The organism is Streptomyces sp. SS7, from assembly GCF_037993025.1.
Lineage (GTDB): Bacteria > Actinomycetota > Actinomycetes > Streptomycetales > Streptomycetaceae > Streptomyces.
Genome location: NZ_CP141223.1, coordinates 6086587 through 6102279 on the forward strand (window position 1 = coordinate 6086587; position 15693 = coordinate 6102279).

The 15693-nt window shown below is 71.3% G+C and carries 16 protein-coding genes and 1 riboswitch; of the genes, 10 read left to right on the top strand and 6 right to left on the bottom strand.

Annotated features, from left to right (window positions below; translation table 11 throughout):
• Positions 1-11: 11 nt before the first annotated feature.
• From U5640_RS28170 to bcp, 3 genes are all read right to left on the bottom strand, one after another.
• On the bottom strand, positions 12-524 hold the full coding sequence (locus tag U5640_RS28170) for an HNH endonuclease (RefSeq protein WP_340378664.1): 513 nt from the start codon (positions 522-524) through the stop codon (positions 12-14).
• Positions 521-1171, bottom strand: a complete 651-nt coding sequence (locus tag U5640_RS28175; protein WP_340378667.1) for an HNH endonuclease signature motif containing protein — start codon at positions 1169-1171, stop codon at positions 521-523. Before U5640_RS28175 ends, U5640_RS28170 begins: the two co-directional genes overlap by 4 nt.
• Before the next feature lie 133 nt (positions 1172-1304).
• On the bottom strand, positions 1305-1772 hold the full coding sequence (bcp, locus tag U5640_RS28180) for a thioredoxin-dependent thiol peroxidase (RefSeq protein ID WP_340378669.1): 468 nt from the start codon (positions 1770-1772) through the stop codon (positions 1305-1307).
• 107 nt (positions 1773-1879) lie between these two features.
• On the opposite strand from bcp, the gene U5640_RS28185 reads away from it, so the two are divergent.
• The 3 genes from U5640_RS28185 to U5640_RS28195 all read left to right on the top strand — a co-directional run bounded on the left by U5640_RS28185 (position 1880) and on the right by U5640_RS28195 (position 3111).
• On the top strand, positions 1880-2209 hold the full coding sequence (locus U5640_RS28185; RefSeq protein ID WP_340378671.1) for a DUF3618 domain-containing protein: 330 nt from the start codon (positions 1880-1882) through the stop codon (positions 2207-2209).
• A 107-nt stretch (positions 2210-2316) separates the two neighbouring features.
• On the top strand, positions 2317-2619 hold the full coding sequence (locus U5640_RS28190) for a co-chaperone GroES (RefSeq protein WP_162252535.1): 303 nt from the start codon (positions 2317-2319) through the stop codon (positions 2617-2619).
• A 51-nt stretch (positions 2620-2670) separates the two neighbouring features.
• Positions 2671-2754: riboswitch (guanidine-III (ykkC-III) riboswitch) on the top strand.
• Positions 2755-2790: 36 nt separating this feature from the next.
• Positions 2791-3111 carry an SMR family transporter gene (locus tag U5640_RS28195; protein ID WP_340378673.1) on the top strand — a complete coding sequence of 107 codons (321 nt, stop codon included), beginning with the start codon at positions 2791-2793 and terminating at the stop codon, positions 3109-3111.
• Positions 3112-3127: 16 nt separating this feature from the next.
• On the opposite strand, the gene U5640_RS28200 is transcribed toward U5640_RS28195, so the two are convergent.
• Entirely contained in the window at positions 3128-5530 is a 2403-nt protein-coding gene (locus U5640_RS28200) for a transglycosylase domain-containing protein (RefSeq protein ID WP_340378675.1), read from the bottom strand.
• Between the two features lie 213 nt (positions 5531-5743).
• On the opposite strand from U5640_RS28200, the gene U5640_RS28205 reads away from it, so the two are divergent.
• Genes U5640_RS28205 through U5640_RS28220 form a run of 4 tightly spaced genes read left to right on the top strand, consistent with a single transcriptional unit; the run spans position 5744 to position 9151 of the window.
• Positions 5744-6544, top strand: a complete 801-nt coding sequence (locus U5640_RS28205; RefSeq protein WP_340378677.1) for an ABC-2 family transporter protein — start codon at positions 5744-5746, stop codon at positions 6542-6544.
• A 55-nt stretch (positions 6545-6599) separates the two neighbouring features.
• The gene (locus tag U5640_RS28210; RefSeq protein WP_340385380.1) at positions 6600-7376 is read left to right on the top strand and encodes an ABC transporter permease; all 777 of its coding nucleotides are present in this window, start codon (positions 6600-6602) and stop codon (positions 7374-7376) included.
• A 56-nt stretch (positions 7377-7432) separates the two neighbouring features.
• Complete coding sequence (locus tag U5640_RS28215; RefSeq protein ID WP_340385382.1) at positions 7433-8434, top strand: ATP-binding cassette domain-containing protein; 1002 nt, start codon at positions 7433-7435, stop codon at positions 8432-8434.
• A 9-nt stretch (positions 8435-8443) separates the two neighbouring features.
• Complete coding sequence (locus tag U5640_RS28220; protein WP_340378679.1) at positions 8444-9151, top strand: DUF1707 domain-containing protein; 708 nt, start codon at positions 8444-8446, stop codon at positions 9149-9151.
• A gap of 138 nt (positions 9152-9289) precedes the next feature.
• On the opposite strand, the gene U5640_RS28225 is transcribed toward U5640_RS28220, so the two are convergent.
• Positions 9290-10645, bottom strand: a complete 1356-nt coding sequence (locus U5640_RS28225; protein ID WP_340378681.1) for an SGNH/GDSL hydrolase family protein — start codon at positions 10643-10645, stop codon at positions 9290-9292.
• 223 nt (positions 10646-10868) lie between these two features.
• Here U5640_RS28225 and U5640_RS28230 point away from each other — a divergent pair, with 223 nt between their 5' ends.
• Together U5640_RS28230 and U5640_RS28235 are read left to right on the top strand one after the other, a co-directional pair.
• Entirely contained in the window at positions 10869-12131 is a 1263-nt protein-coding gene (locus U5640_RS28230; RefSeq protein ID WP_340378683.1) for a DUF445 domain-containing protein, read from the top strand.
• A gap of 196 nt (positions 12132-12327) precedes the next feature.
• A complete protein-coding gene (locus tag U5640_RS28235; RefSeq protein WP_340378685.1) occupies positions 12328-13809 on the top strand; it encodes an MFS transporter in 1482 nt (493 codons plus the stop codon).
• A 201-nt stretch (positions 13810-14010) separates the two neighbouring features.
• Here the strand turns inward: U5640_RS28235 and U5640_RS28240 are convergent, their stop codons facing one another.
• On the bottom strand, positions 14011-14460 hold the full coding sequence (locus U5640_RS28240) for a hypothetical protein (RefSeq protein WP_340378687.1): 450 nt from the start codon (positions 14458-14460) through the stop codon (positions 14011-14013).
• Between the two features lie 143 nt (positions 14461-14603).
• On the opposite strand from U5640_RS28240, the gene U5640_RS28245 reads away from it, so the two are divergent.
• Positions 14604-15584 carry a helix-turn-helix domain-containing protein gene (locus tag U5640_RS28245; RefSeq protein WP_340378689.1) on the top strand — a complete coding sequence of 327 codons (981 nt, stop codon included), beginning with the start codon at positions 14604-14606 and terminating at the stop codon, positions 15582-15584.
• Positions 15585-15693 lie beyond the last annotated feature (109 nt).

The window sequence follows — 15693 nt, forward strand, 5'->3', positions numbered from 1 at the left end:
ACGCCGCCATGTTACCGGTCGGGTGATGTTCGCTGGGAGGAACGTGCGCGGCCGCCTCGACACCAGGTGCTGGTGACCGCATGACAGTTGGGACAGAGCAACCTCAGGTTCTCCCGCCGGTCGTCGCTCCAGTCCCCGTTGATGTGATCGACCTCCAGAGTCATGGGCTTGCCGAGCCACTCGGGACCGATCCCGCATCCAGCGCACTCTTCCGGCGAGCCCACTTCCAGCAGCGCTCTGCGCAGCAGGTGGGTTCTCGTCCGTCGTTCGCCGTCGTGCTGGACCAGGATGTCGGCGGCGCGCCTGAGCGGTACGGTGCCAGGGCCGCCTCTCTGATGTGCCTGACCCAGGAAGTGCGCCGTCGTCAGATGCTCCTCGGCGATCCACTCACGCAGCAGCGCACGCTGTGTGTCGCTGTCGGGACGTCCTAGGCTGCGCAGCACCCCGGCGATGGAGACCGACTCGGCGACTGCCTCGCGCAATTCCACGGGCGTGGGACGGAGCAGCCGGCACCGCTTGCTCACAGGGCGCCGCCCTGATTTCGCCTCTTGCCGCGCCCTCTGTAACTGTCCGTTGTCGCGTGGCAGTTGGGGCACAGGAAGCGCAGGTTCTCGATGCGGTTGTTCCGCCAGTCGCCGTCGATGTGATCGACCTCCAGCGGCAGTGGCTGGCCCTGCCACACCGCCTCATTTCCACACAGAGCGCACTGTTCCGCGATTCCCGTGGTCGTCATTGCCCACTTCAGCCTGTCGCTCGGGATGCGTCTCGCAGTACCGGCGCGCTGCTCGACGAGCAGCCCTTCGGGTGTCCGGGGACGCCACGGTTTGCCTTTCCTGGTCGGCACCTGGAAATGCGACGTGTCGATCCCGTACGCCTTGATCCGGCGGCTGATGTGCGTGTGGTGACCGCCGACCACCTCCAGCCCGAGATGCCGCAGCACCTCGCACATGTTCGTGGAAGCGGCGACGGCGGACTCGAGGATTTCCCTCGTCCACTTCACCTCCCGCTCGAAGTGCGAGGTATCCACGCCCAGCTTCCTCATCCGCTCCCTGATGTAGCTGCGAGTCGAGCTCCCCGGCTCCACCCCCAGCCGCTCCAGCGCCTCCGACAGCGTCCGAGCCCCCCGAGCCGCCTCCTCCAGTCGCTCCCTGCTGTACGCACTCGCGACCATCAAACCCCCTCCGTCTCCGACCACCCGTTCGTGGTCTCGTACGGAGTAACGAACCGCTTATCGGACAGTTACGCCCGAAACGTAAAGCGGCCTGGGTCGGGGGCACCCCGGCGCAGGCCGCTGAAGCGGAGGTTCAGATCCCCAGATCCTTGATGATCTTGGCCACGTGGCCCGTCGCGCGGACGTTGTAGAAGGCGTGGGCGACCTTGCCCTCCTCGTCGACCACGATCGTGGAGCGGATCACGCCCAGGTACGTCTTGCCGTAGTTCTTCTTCTCGCCGAAGGCCCCGTACGCGTCGAGGGCCGTTTTCCCGGGGTCGGCCAGGAGGGTGACCTTCAGGGACTCCTTCTCGCGGAACCTGCCGAGCTTCTCGGGGCTGTCCGGGGAGATGCCGATGACGTCGTAGCCGGCGTCGGCCAGGAGATCGAGGTTGTCCGTGAAGTCGCAGGCCTGCTTGGTGCAGCCGGGGGTCAGCGCCGCCGGGTAGAAGTACACGATGACCTTGCGGCCCTTGTGGTCCGACAGGGACACCTCGTTGCCGTCGGCGTCGGGGAGGGTGAAGGCGGGGGCCACGTCCCCGGGCTGGAGTCGCTCGCTCATCGGTCCAGCGTAACCGGGGGTCCTGGCCGTGCGGTCCCGGGCAGAGCTGACAGACTGTCCAGAACAGGTATCGCAACAACGTATCGGCTGACTTCGGAGGCCTCACCGTGGCGGACACGTCGGAAACCAGAACCCCGGCGCAGATCGAGGCGGACATCAAGGCCCGCCGTGCGAAGCTGGCCGAGACGCTGGACGAGATCGGGGTGCGGGTGCACCCGAAGACCATCGTCGGGGACGCCAAGGCCAAGGTCGTCGCCAACGTGGACCACACCCTCGGCAAGGCCTACGTCCAGGTCAACCGGGTGGTGACGGACGTCAGGGCGCAGTTCGTGGACGAGGACGGCGCGCCGCGGCTCGAGCGGGTCGTGCCGGTGGCGCTCGTCGTGGTCGGCGTGGTCGGGCTGCTCGCGCTGAGCGGCCGGCGACGGAAGGCGTGAGGAGCCACCCGGTAGCCCTCCCGTACGGCGAAGGCAGGTAGGTTCGAGGCGTGAGCGGTAACAGAAGCGACCACAGCGGTCCTCAGCACGACAAGCTTCCCATCCGGATGCTCCACGACCGTGTCCTCGTACGGCAGGACACCAGCGAGGGCGAGCGCCGCTCCGGCGGCGGGATCCTGATCCCCGCCACGGCGGCGGTGGGCCGGCGCCTGGCGTGGGCGGAGGTCGTCGCGGTGGGGCAGAACGTACGCACCGTGGAGCCGGGCGACCGGGTCCTGTACGACCCGGAGGACCGGGCCGAGGTGGAGGTGCGGGGCGTGGCGTACGTCCTGATGCGCGAGCGCGACCTGCACGCGGTGGCCGCGGACCGGTTCGAGGGCTCGGAGGACACGACCGGCCTCTACCTCTGAAGGATCGAAGGATTGGCCGAAAGGGGCCGGTGACCATCGTCACCAGCCCCTTTTGCCGTTCCTTTGCTAGCGTGGACGTGCCCGACGAGACGCGCCGTACCGGGATGTACGTGAGGTACGCAAAGACGACGCACCCCTGAAGACAGAACGCTCGCGTCCCGGAGGTGCCCCATGGCCTGGGTCCTGCTCGTCCTCGCCGGTCTGCTCGAAGTCGGCTGGTCCATCGGGATGAAGTACACCGACGGTTTCACCCGGCTCGTGCCCAGCGTGCTCACCGGGGCCGGGATCGTCACCAGCATGCTGCTGCTGTCGTACGCCGCCCGTTCCCTGCCCATCGGTACCGCCTACGGCGTCTGGGTGGGGATCGGGGCGGCCGGTGCGGCGGTCCTCGGGATGGCGGTGCTGGGGGAGCCCGTCACCGCCGCCCGGATCTTCTTCGTGGCCCTGCTCCTGGTCGCCGTGATCGGTCTCAAGGCGACCGCCGGGCACTAGCCGATCTCCCTGCGGGTCAGTCGATCTCCCTACGGGTCGTGAGCTGCGTCCCCGTCCCCGTCGTCGTGCCCTGGGGGCCGCCCGGCGTGCCGGTGTCGCCGGTGCCCGTGCTCGTGCCCGCGTCCCCGGTGCCGGTGGTGGAGCCCGCGTCGCCCGTGCCGGTGGTGGTACCGGCGTCCCCGGTGCCGCCGTCGGCGGTCCCGGTGGAGGTGCCGCCGTCGGTGGTGCCGCCGCCGGTCGTGCCGGAGGTGGCCGCGCCGCCGTCGGTGCTGCCGCCGCCGGTCTGGCCCTGGGTCTGGCCCTGTGCCTGGCCCTGGTCGCCCTGGCCGCCGGTGGTGGCCTGGTCGCCGCTGGGGGAGGCGGCCGGGGAGGACGGGCCGGAGGGCAGCCCGGTGTCCGCGGAGCCGGCCTGCAGGTCGAGGTCGAACGCGTGCACCTTGGTGTTCTTCAGGGCTTCCTTGGTGAACTGCGCCCAGATCTCGGTGGGGGCGCCGCCGCCGTTGATGCGGGCGAGGCCCATGGCGCCCTTGAGGGACTTGTGGGCGGCCGTCTCCGGGTCCTGGCCCATCACGGCGACGACGGTGGCGAGGTCGGGGGTGTACCCGGCGAACCAGGCGGCCTGGTCCTCCTCGGCGGTGCCGGTCTTGCCGGCGGCGGGGCGGCCGGCCGCGAGGGCGGCGGTGGCGGTGCCCTGGTTGACCACGCTCTGCAGGACGGAGGTGGTGGTGTCGGCGGCCTCGCGGCTGACGGCCTGGGTGGTTCGGCGCTTGGGCAGCTCGACCGTCCTGCCGTCCTTGGTGACCTTCTCGATGATCGTGTACGTGCCGTGCTTGCCGTGGTTGGCGAGCGTGGCGTACGCCTCGGCCATGTCGAGGACGCTCGCGGTGGCGGTGCCGAGCGCGATGGACGGGTACGGCTGGAGGTCGGGCGTGTCGGTGGGCAGGCCCAGGGCGATCGCGGTCTGCTTGACCTTGGAGGGGCCGACGTCGACGGCCATCTGCGCGTACACGGAGTTCACGGACTTGTCCGTGGCCTGGCGCACGGTGATGTTGCCGTAGTTGACGTAGTCCTCGTTCTCGGGGGCGTAGCTGCCGCCGCTCCAGCCCTGCACGGGCCGCTTGTTGGTGCCGTCGTACACCGTGTTCGGGGTGATGGTCCGGCCGTCCTGGGTGGTGGAGTCGTTCTCGACGGCGGAGGTGAACACGAACGGCTTGAAGGTGGAGCCGACCTGGAAGTCCTGGCGGGTGGCGTTGTTGGTGTACTGCTTGATGTAGTCGATGCCGCCGTACATGGCGAGGATCTTGCCGGTCTTGGGCTCGACGGCGGCGCCGCCCGCGCGGACGTAGGTGTCGACCTTGCGGTTCTTCTTGTCGAGCTTGTCCATCAGCTTGTCGTTGACGGCGTCGACGAAGGCGTTCTGCTTCTTCTTCTGGATGGTGGTGGTGATCCGGTAGCCGCCGGCGTCGAGCTGGTCCGAGGTGACGATCTTGTTGTCGAGCAGATAGTCCTTGATGGCGTTGACGAGGTAGCCGCGCTGTCCGGACATGCCGGTGGCGGCGCCCGAGGTCTCCTTCGGCGTGGGGAACTTCATGCCCTCGCGCTTGGACCCGTCGAGCCAGCCCTTGGTGACCATGCCGTCGAGGACGTAGTTCCAGCGGGCCTGGGCGGCCTTCTTGTTCTCGGGGTGGGCGATCACGTCGTACTCGCTGGGCGCGTTGACCAGCGCGGCGAGGTACGCGCCCTGTTCGGCGGTCAGTTCGGAGGCGTCGATGCCGTAGTAGGCCTTGGCGGCCGCCTCGATGCCGTACGCGTTGCGGCCGAAGTAGCTGGTGTTGAGGTAGCCCTCGAGGATCTCGTTCTTGGACTTCTCGCGGTCCAGTTTGATCGCGATGAAGAACTCCTTCACCTTGCGGGTGACGGTCTGCTCCTGGGCGAGGTAGTAGTTCTTCACGTACTGCTGGGTGATCGTGGAACCGGACTGCTTGCCCTTGCCCGTGGCGGTGTTCCAGCCGGCCCGCAGCATGGCCTTGGGGTCGATCGCGGACTCGGTGTAGAAGTCGCGGTCCTCGGCGGCGAGGATGGCGTGCTGGGCGTCCTTGGAGATCTGCGAGAGGTCGACGTTCTCACGGTTGATCTCGCCGTCGCGGGCGATCTCCGTGCCGTCCGCGTACAGGTAGACGTTGGACTGCTTGGTGGCGAGCGCGTTCGCCGGCGGGATCTTGACCGTGGAGTAGCCCAGGTAGAACAGGCCGATGACGAGGAGCACACCCAGGACGAAGGTGGCGAGCACCAGCCGCCAGGTGGGGATCAGCCGCCGCCAACCGGTGCGCCTGGGGCGCTTGGGCATCTTGGCCTCCCCCGGTTGTTCACTCGGTGCCCAGCCCTCGGTCGGCTGCTGCGGCTGCGGCTCGTCGCTCATGTGCTGCTCGGACTCCTGTTTCGCGTCGTACGTTCCCGTACGCCTCGTACGCCATCTGTGCCCCCTGTTGGAGACTCTCGCACCAAGCGTTCCGTTCCCGGCAATCGGCACGCGTTGTGCCGGAAAACGCGTGGCACGTCACTGTGCCTGCGGGCTAGGCTCCTGCGCTTCGGTGTCGTAGAGGTGGACGAGCGGGCGAGGAGGAAGGTTGCCGTGGGTTCGGCGCGGTTGTACGCGGCCGTCGCAGCGGGGGGTTTCAGAAGGTACGCGACCTATCGGGCGGCCACGGCCGCGGGGGTGTTCACCAACACGGTTTTCGGCCTGATCCTCGTCTACACATACCTGGCGTTGTGGGACGAGCGGCCGCACCTCGGGGGCTATGACCAGGCCCAGGCGGTGACGTTCGTGTGGCTGGGCCAGGCGTTGTACGCGACGCTGGCGATCCAGGGCGGCGGCTTCGAGATCGATCTCATGGAGCGTATCCGTACGGGTGACATCGCGATCGACCTCTACCGTCCCGCGGATCTCCAGGGCTGGTGGCTGGCGAACGACATGGGGCGGGCGGTGTTCCAGTTGCTGGGCCGCGGTGTGATCCCTTTCCTGTTCGGGGTGTTGTGCTTCCCGACCGCGCTGCCGGGTGATCCGGGGACCTGGCTGGCCTTCCTGGTCACGCTGGTGCTGGCGATGATCGTCAGCTTCGGGATCCGGTTCCTGGTGGCGCTGAGCGGGTTCTGGCTGATGGACGGCACGGGCGCGCTGCAGGTGCTGATGGTCACGGGGATCTTCTGTTCGGGGATGACCCTGCCGCTGAACGTGTTCCCGGGGGCGCTGGGCGAGGTCGTACGGGCGCTGCCGTGGGCGGCGCAGTTGCAGATGCCCGCCGACGTGCTGATGGGGGAGGCGGATCCGCTGCCGGTGTTCACCTTCCAGGCGGCGTGGGCGGCGGCGCTGCTGGCGGCGGGGCGGCTGGTGCAGTCGGCGGCGACCCGGCGGGTGGTGGTGCAGGGTGGCTGAGGAACTGCGGTTGGCCGAGCCCGGCCGGGTCCTGGAGGGGCTGCGGACGTACCGGATGATCGCCGGGATGTGGATCCGTTCCACGATGGCCTACCGGGCGTCGTTCGTGATGACGGCGCTCGGCGGGGCCCTGGTGACCGGGCTGGACTTTGTCGCGATCTTGCTGATGTTCTCCCGGGTGGACAGCCTGGGCGGCTACGCGCTGCCCGAGGTCGCCCTGCTGTACGGGTTGTCGGCGACGTCCTTCGGGATCGCGGACCTGGTGATGGGCTCGGCGGGCCGGCTGGGCACCCGGGTGCGGGACGGCACGCTGGACACGCTGCTGGTGCGGCCGGCGCCGGTGCTGGCACAGGTCGCCGCGGACCGGTTCGCGCTGCGCCGGCTGGGCCGGATCACCCAGGGCGCCGTCGTCCTCGGGTACGCGCTGTTCGCCCTGGACGTGCACTGGACCCCGGCGAAGGCGCTGCTGCTGCCGGTGACGGTGGTGTGCGGTGGGGTGATCTTCTCGGCGGTGTTCGTGGCGGGCGCGTCGTTCCAGTTCCTGGCGCAGGACGCCGCCGAGGTGCAGAGCGCGTTCACGTACGGCGGTCAGACGCTGTTGCAGTACCCGCCGACGGTGTTCGGCAAGGAACTGGTGCGCGGGGTGACGTTCATGTTCCCGCTGGCCTTCGTCAACTGGGTGCCCGCCGCCTATGTGCTGGACCGGCCGTATCCGCTGGGGCTGCCGCAGTGGGCGGCGTTCGCCCCGCCGCTGGTGGCGGTGGGGTGCTGGGTTCTGGCCGGACTGGCGTGGCGGGCGGGGCTCAGGTCGTATCGCAGCACAGGGAGTTGAGGGTGGAAAGGGAGCCGAGGGTGGACGGGGAGCCGGCGGTGGACGGCGAACTGGCGGTGGACGGCGGGTCGACGGCGGACGCCTTCATCGAACTGGACCGTGTGGAGAAGGTCTTCGACGTACGGAAGAAGACCGGCTTCCTGAAGCGGGAGGTGCGGCGGGTGCGGGCGGTCGACGCGATCTCCTTCACCGTGGCGCGCGGGGAGATGGTCGGCTACATCGGGCCGAACGGCGCCGGGAAGTCGACGACCATCAAGATGCTGACCGGCATCCTGGTGCCGAGCGGCGGCCGGCTGCGGGTGGCGGGCATCGATCCGTCGCGGGAGCGGACCCGGCTCGCGCACCGCATCGGGGTGGTGTTCGGCCAGCGCACGACGCTCTGGTGGGACCTCCCGCTCATCGACTCCTACCGGCTGATGCACCGCATGTACCGCATCCCGGACGCCCGGTACCGCGAGAACCTCGACCGCCTGGTGGAACTCCTGGAGCTGGAAGACCTGTTGGACGTCCCCGTGCGTCAGCTCTCGCTCGGTCAGCGGATGCGCGGCGACATCGCGGCGGCGCTGCTGCACGACCCCGACGTGCTCTACCTGGACGAGCCGACGATCGGTCTGGACGTCGTCTCCAAGGCGCGGGTGCGGGAGTTCCTGCGGGAGCTCAACGCCGAGCGCGGCACGACGGTCCTGCTCACCACCCACGACCTCCAGGACATCGAGCAGTTGTGCTCGCGGGTGATGGTCATCGACCACGGGCGGCTGGTCTACGACGGCGGCCTCGCCGGGCTGCACGAGGCGGGGGAGAGCGAGCGGACCCTGGTGGTGGACCTGGAGCGGGAGCTGCCGCCGATCGAGGTGGCCGGCGCGCAGGTGGTGAAGGTGGAGGGGCCGCGGCAGTGGCTGGCGTTCCCGGCGTCGGCGTCGGCGGCCCCGCTGGTGGCGCGGATCGCGGCGGAGTATCCGCTGGTGGACCTGTCGGTGCGGGAGCCCGACATCGAGGCCGTCATCGCACGGATGTATGTCGAACGGGAGACCGTGGTGCCGGGCGGCCGGAGCTCGTAGGCTGCCCGCATGACCGACGATGCCGCAGTCCCGGACCTGAGAGCATCCGACGCCGACCGTGAACGGGTCGCCGAGGTCCTGCGGGACGCCGTCGCCGAGGGCCGCCTCGACATGGCGGAGTTCGAGGAGCGGCTGGAACTGACGTACCGGGCGCGGACGTACGGCGAGTTGGCGCCGATCACCCGCGACCTGCCGGCCGCCGGGCTCGTGCCCGCCGTCTCGCTGCGCAAGGAGCCCGTGCCGGAAGGGACGTGGGCCGGGCGGACGGTCGGCGGCGAGGGGACGTCGAGCTGGGCCGTGGCGGTGCTGTCGGGGTTCCAGCGCAAGGGGCGCTGGGTCGTGCCCCGGCGGTTCACCGCGGTCGCCTTCTGGGGCGGCGGCGAACTCGATCTGCGCGAGGCGGACTTCGCGGCCGGCGAGGTCGAGATCACCTGTGTCGCGATCATGGGCGGCGTCCAGATCGTGGTGCCGCCCGGGGTGGAGGTCGTGGTCCGGGGCGTCGGGATCATGGGCGGCTTCGACCAGCGGGAGACGGGCGTGCCGGGCGAGCCGGGGGCACCCCGGGTGATCGTGAGCGGCTTCGCGTTCTGGGGCGGTGTCGGGGTGGAGCGCAAGCTGACCCGGGCGGCCCGCCGGCAGGCGAAGCTGGAGCGCAGGGCCGCCCGGGCGGAACTGCGCGAGGCCCGCCGGGACCGGCACCGGCACCCGGGGCACTGAGCCCGCACGGCACGACGCACCCTGGAAGCGTCCTGAAGATCTTGAAATCGCGCCCGACTTGCACCGGTTCATAGTGATTGACATTTACTGGCAATCCGGGGCGAGTCGGGCGGCCGGAGCAAGATCTTCATCAGACTCCTAGGCGCGCGCGGCCGAGCCCGTCAGGTCGGTCAGGTCCCCCAGGTCCGCCAGGTCCAGCGTCCGGGCCATCGTGCGGTAGCCCAGGTCGCTGGGGTGCAGATGGTCGCCCGAGTCGTACTCCGGGCGCAGGCTGCGGGGGTCGTACGGATCGCGCAGGGCCTCGTCGAAGTCGACGACCGTGTCGTACAGCCCGCCCTCGCGGATCGCGTCGTTGACCCGGCGGCGTACGTCCTCGCGGTCCGCGCGGTAGCCGCGGTGGCCGCGGAAGGGGGTGAGGGTGCTGCCGACGACCTTGATGCCGTGGGCGTGGGCGCGCTCGACGAGGGTGCGCAGTCCGGCCACGATCGCGTCGGGGTCGGCGCGGCCCGGGTCGCGGAGGATGTCGTTGACGCCGAGGTCGATGATCACGACCTTGACGTTCGGCCGGCCGAGGACGTCCCGTGCGAAGCGGTGCGGGCCGCTGGCGCCGCGGAGGGGGTCGTCGGCGAGGACCCGGTTGCCGCTGATGCCCTCGTTGACGACGCCGTAGCGGGGCGCGTCCGCGCCGGAGCGGGCGGCGCCGCGCAGCCGTTCGGCGAGGACGTCCGGCCAGCGCCGGTCGGCGTCGGCGGTGGCGGTCACCCCGTCGGTGATGGAGTCGCCGAGGGCGACGACGGTGCCGTCGGCCTCCGTGCCGAGGACGTCGAGCGCGGTGAGGTAGCGCCAGTGGACCGTGGTGCCCGTGTAGGCGGTGCCGGACTCGTCCGCGGTGTGCTCGCCGTCGGCGACATAGCTGGTCTGCCGGGCGTGCGGGTGGTAGGTGACCGGGCCGGAGGAGGTGGGGGAGTACGTGCTGACGACGACGTCGCCGTCGTGCGGGACGGCGAGGGCGACCGGGTCGCTGACGGTCTGGCCGCCGGGCGGGACGGTGACCGTGGTGGCGCCGCCGAAGGTGAGCCGGCGCAGGGTGCCGGGGGCCGTCGCGGGGCCGTGGTCGCCGGCCGCGACGGCGAGGGTGGCGTGGGTGAGGGTGAGCGGCCGGGTGCCGTAGAGGTTGGACAGTGTGACGCGGGCGCCGGTGCCGCCGACGCTGGTGTGCACGAGGTTGCGGACCGTGCGGCCCGCCATGCCGGTGCTCTCGGTGCCGGGCTCCCCGCCGACGGGGGAGGCGCCCCAGGTGCCGACCCACACCCCGGTCGAGGCGGGGGCGGCGGGCCCGGCGCCGCCGGGGGGTGCCGCCGGGGCGGCGAGGGCGTCGCCGGTGCGCGGGCCGGGGCCGTGGTCGGCGGCGGCGACCGCGTAGATGGCGGCGGACAGGGCCACCACGAGGGCGACGACCGCGCACAGCAGCGCATAGCCCTTGTGCCTGGTCATGCGGGTCTGGTTCTCCTCGGTGCGGGAGCGTGCGGCTCCGGCGGACAGCGCAGGAGGTCACCGTCGAACTCCCCCGTACGAATGACGTCGGGAACTCTTGTTCCGTTCCGGGAGTCGGTCAAGCAGGGACAATATTTGCGTGCGGGACACGGGGGACCGGGGAACGGGTGGAGTTGTGGAGCGAACGGATGCGGGACCGACGGGGAAGACCCCGGCGCGCGCGATGACCGTCTTCAGCGCCGCCGACGAGGAGAAGCGGCGCGGCGTACGGCGGATGAAGCTGACCGCGGCCGGGCTGCTGCTGTTCGTCGCCGTGGTGTACGGCCTCGCGGAGTGGGCGTCCCACCAGGGCGCCGGCCCCTGGGCGGGGTATGTGGCGGCGGCGGCCGAGGCGGGCATGGTGGGCGCGCTGGCCGACTGGTTCGCGGTCACCGCCCTCTTCCGGCACCCCCTGGGCCTGCCCATCCCGCACACGGCGATCATCCCGAACAAGAAGGACCAGCTCGGCGTCTCGCTGGGTGAGTTCGTCGGGGAGAACTTCCTCTCCGAGGACGTCGTACGGCAGCGGCTGCGCGCCGTCGGCATCGGCACCCGGCTCGGTTCCTGGCTGGCCGAGCCGGAGCACGCGGACCGGGTGACCGCCGAGCTCGCCACGGCGCTGCGGGGCGCCCTGACCGTGCTGCGCGACACGCACGTCCAGGCGGTGGTGAGCGAGGCGATCACCCGGCGCGCCGACGCCCAGGAGATAGCGCCCGGCATGGGCAAGATGCTGGAGCGGATCGTCGCGGACGGCGGGCACCGGCGGGCCGTGGACCTGGTGGTGGCGCGGGCCTACGAGTGGCTGGTGCTGCACGGCGACTCGGTGGTGGACGCGGTGGAGGGCGGCGCCCCCGGCTGGACGCCCCGGTTCGTCGACAAGCGGATCGGCGAGCGCGTCTACAAGGAACTGCTGCGCTTCTGCGCCGAGATGCGGGACATGCCCTCCCACCCGGCCCGTGGCGCCCTGGACCGCTTCCTCCGTGACTTCGCCTCCGACCTCCAGTCCGACACCGAGACCCGGGCGCGGGTGGAGCGGCTCAAGGGCGAGGTGCTGGGCCGCGGCGAGGCCCAGGACCTGATCGCGTCCGCCTGGACCGCCGTACGCTCCATGATCGTCGCGGCGGCCGAGGACGAGCGCAGCGAGCTGCGGTTGCGGGTGCGGGCCTCGCTGCTCACGCTGGGCGCGCGGATGGCGACCGAGCCGAAGCTGCAGGAGAAGGTCGACCGCTGGGTGGAGGGCGCGGCGGTGCACGTCGTGACGACGTACCGCAAGGAGATCACCTCCCTCATCACCGACACGGTGGCGGGCTGGGACGCGGAGCACACCACCCGCAAGATCGAGGCCCACATCGGCCGCGACCTCCAGTTCATCCGTATCAACGGCACGGTGGTGGGCTCCCTGGCGGGACTGCTGATCTATACGGTGGCCCGGGCGCTGGGGGCGTAGGACTTACGGGGGCTTGGGGGCTTGGGGGCTTGGGGGCTTGGGGGCCTGGGGGCCTGGGGGCCTGGGGACCCGGAGACCCGGAGACCCGGAGACCGGGGGACCCTGGGGACCTGCGGGCCGGCGGCTCACGGTTGCCGGGCTCGGGCCCACCGGTCACGCGGGCGTACCTCGTTCATCCGGGGGCACCCGGGAGGGCATGGCCACGACTGATCAAGCGGCGACCGGCCGCACCCTCAGCACCGACATCCCGGCACGTCTGGACCGGCTCCCCTGGTCCCGCTGGCACTGGACGATCGTCATCGGCCTGGGCACGGTGTGGATCCTGGACGGCCTGGAGGTCACGGTCGTCGGCAACATCGCCGGCCGGCTCTCCGAGCCCGGCAGCGGTCTGCCGATCACCTCCGGCGAGGTCACCGGCATCGCCGCCGCCCTCTATGTCGCGGGCGCCTGCATCGGAGCGCTGTTCTGGGGCCGGCTGACCGACCGATGGGGCCGCAAACGCCTCTTCATGATCACCCTGGCGGTCTATCTGGGCGCCACCGCCCTCACCGCGATCTCCTTCGACACCTGGTGGTTCCTGCTCTTCCGCTTCCTCACCGGCTTCGGCATCGGCGGCGAGTACGCGGCCATCAACTCCGCGATCGACGAGCTGATCCCGGCGCTGTACCGGGGACGGGTCGACCTGATCATCAACGGCAGTTTCTGGGTGGGCGCGGTGGCCGGCTCGCTGCTGTCGATCGTCGCGCTGAACACGGCGTTCTTCGCGGCGGACGTGGGCTGGCGGCTGACCTTCGCCCTCGGCGCCGTCCTCGCCCTGGTGATCCTCCTCGTCCGCCGGCACGTCCCGGAGAGCCCGCGCTGGCTGCTCATCCACGGCCGGGACCGGGAGGCGGAGGAGATCGTGACCTCCATCGAGCGGCGCGTGCGGGCCGAGCACGGCGAGCCGCTCGCCCGGCCCGAGGGCGAACTCACCCTCCACCAGCGCGGCAGCGTGACCTTCACCGAGATAGCCCGCACGGTGTTCTCCCGCTACCGCCGCCGCGCCGTCCTCGGCTTCTCCCTCTTCATCGGCCAGGCGTTCCTCTACAACGCGATCACCTTCGGCTTCGGCGCCATCCTGACCACGTTCTTCGACGTCCCGAGCGGCAACACCGGCTACTACTTCGCCGTCATCGCGGTCGGCAACTTCTGCGGCCCCCTGCTGCTGGGCAAGCTGTTCGACACGGTGGGCCGCCGGGTGATGATCTCCTCGACGTACCTGCTGTCCGGCCTGCTGCTCTTCGGCACGGCCTGGCTGTTCGACCGGGGCTCGCTGAACGCCGCCACGATGACGGCCTGCTGGTGCGCGGTCCTGTTCTTCGCGTCGGCCGGTGCCTCCAGCGCCTACCTCACGGTCTCCGAGATCTTCCCGATGGAGACCCGCGCGATGTCCATCGCCTTCTTCTACGCCCTCGGCACCGCCGCCGGCGGCATCAGCGGCCCCCTCCTGTTCGCCGACCTCACCGAGTCCGGCAAGGTCGCCGACACGGTCCTCGCCTTCTCCGTCGGCGCGGCCCTGATGTGCGCGGCGGGTCTGGTCGCCGCGTTCCTGGCGGTGCGGGCGGAGCGGCGTTCGCTGGAGGACGTGGCACGGCCGCTGAGCGCGGCGGCGGGCACGGCGGCACGGACGACGGCCTGACCGCGGGCCGACCGGGGCTGACGCGGGCCGACCGGGGCGGGCTGACCGCGGGCCGGCGGGAGCAGGGCTGATCGCGGTTCCCCGCGCTCGCCGCGCCCCTGGCGGGCGGCGGTCCCGGTACCTCGACGGCGCGGGAGGAGCAGACCTCCCGCGAGCGCCGTGAGACGCCCTCCTCCCGTGCCTTCCGGTGGCCGTCGCCCCTCACGCCCCGGTCGTCGACCCCGGCCGCACGATCATCAGCACCGTCACCGTCGCCCACAGCAGATTGAAGATCCCGGTGAACATGGCGAGCCGCACGGTGATCTCCCGGCTGCCCCCGCCCTCGGCCAGCACCTCCTGCCGGGGCAGGACGAGGACCAGCAGCACACCGGCGGCCAGCACGGTCAGCACGGTCGACGCGATCAGCCAGGCGTCGCCCATCACCCCCATCGCGCCCGCCGTGGCGAACCCGAACACCGGGACGGCGATGCCGACGGCGGCGTACACCTGGCAGATGCGGTGCAGCAGCCGTACGGTCGCGCCCGCACGTTCGTCGTCGGGCGCCGCGAGGAAGCGGCGGGCGGCGGGCGGGAACATGCTGGCGGCGACGGTGACGGGGCCGACGGCGACGATCGCGGCGAGGACATGGACGGCGAGCAGGAACTTGGTCACGGCCCGACGCTAGGCGGCCCCGTGATCACAAAGAAGTGGCGGGACTGCCAGGCACCGACGGATTCTTGCCAGCCCGGCCTCGTACACCCCACCGCACCGGGTCCCCGGTTGGCGGCTTCCCGTCGTACTCCTACCCTCTCGCCATGCACACTGTGGTCGTCCTGGCACTGGACGGAGTCGTCCCCTTCGACCTGTCCGCCCCCATCGACACCTTCGGCTGGGCCCGGCTGCCCGACGGCCGCGAGGCCTACCGGGTGCGGGTCTGCTCGCCCGAGCCGGGCGGGGAGGTGCGGGCGGGGGCCTTCACCGTGCGCGCCCCGTACGGCCTGGAGGCGCTCGCGGAGGCGGACACGATCGTGCTCCCGGGGGTCGCGCAACCGCCCGAGGCGCTGCCGCCCGGTGTCGCGGAGGCGCTGCGCGAGGCGGCGGCCCGCGGCACCCGGATCGCCTCGATCTGCGTGGGCGCGTTCCTGTTCGCCGCGACCGGTCTGCTGGACGGCCTGCGCGCGACGACCCACTGGATCGCCGCACCCGACCTGGCAGCCCGCTACCCCCGGGTCGGGGTCGACCCGAACGTCCTCTACGTCGACAACGGCCAGTTCCTCACCTCCGCGGGCGCCGCCGCCGCGCTGGACATGTGTCTGCACATGATCCGCACGGACTACGGCTCGGCGGTCGCCGCCCACGCGGCCCGGATGTCCGTCATGCCGCTCGAACGGGAGGGCGGCCAGGCGCAGTTCATCGTCCACGACCTGCCGCCCGCGCCCGCCGGGGCGACCCTGGAGCCGCTGCTGTCCTGGCTGGAGGAGCACTGCGCGCGGGACCTGACGCTGGACCAGATCGCGGAGCGGGCCGGCATGAGCAGCCGTACCCTCAACCGCCGTTTCCGCGAACAGACCGGTACGACCCCGTTGCAGTGGCTGCACCGGGCCCGGGTGCGGCGCGCGCAGCACCTGCTGGAGACGACGGCCCACCCCGTCGAACGGATCGCCGCCCAGGCCGGCTTCGGCTCCCCGACGGCGTTCAGGGAGCGCTTCCGCCGCGTGGTGGGGACGAGCCCGCAGGGGTACCGGAGGTCGTTCCGGACGCGCGGCGCGGGCGCGGACCCGCGGACGGCCCCGTGAGGCGGTGCGACGGTGCGGACCGACCGGTGCGACGGTGCGGGCCGACCGGTGCGACGGTGCGGGCCGACCGGTTCCCGCCGTACGAGCCCTTCGCCCCGCCCTACGCCAC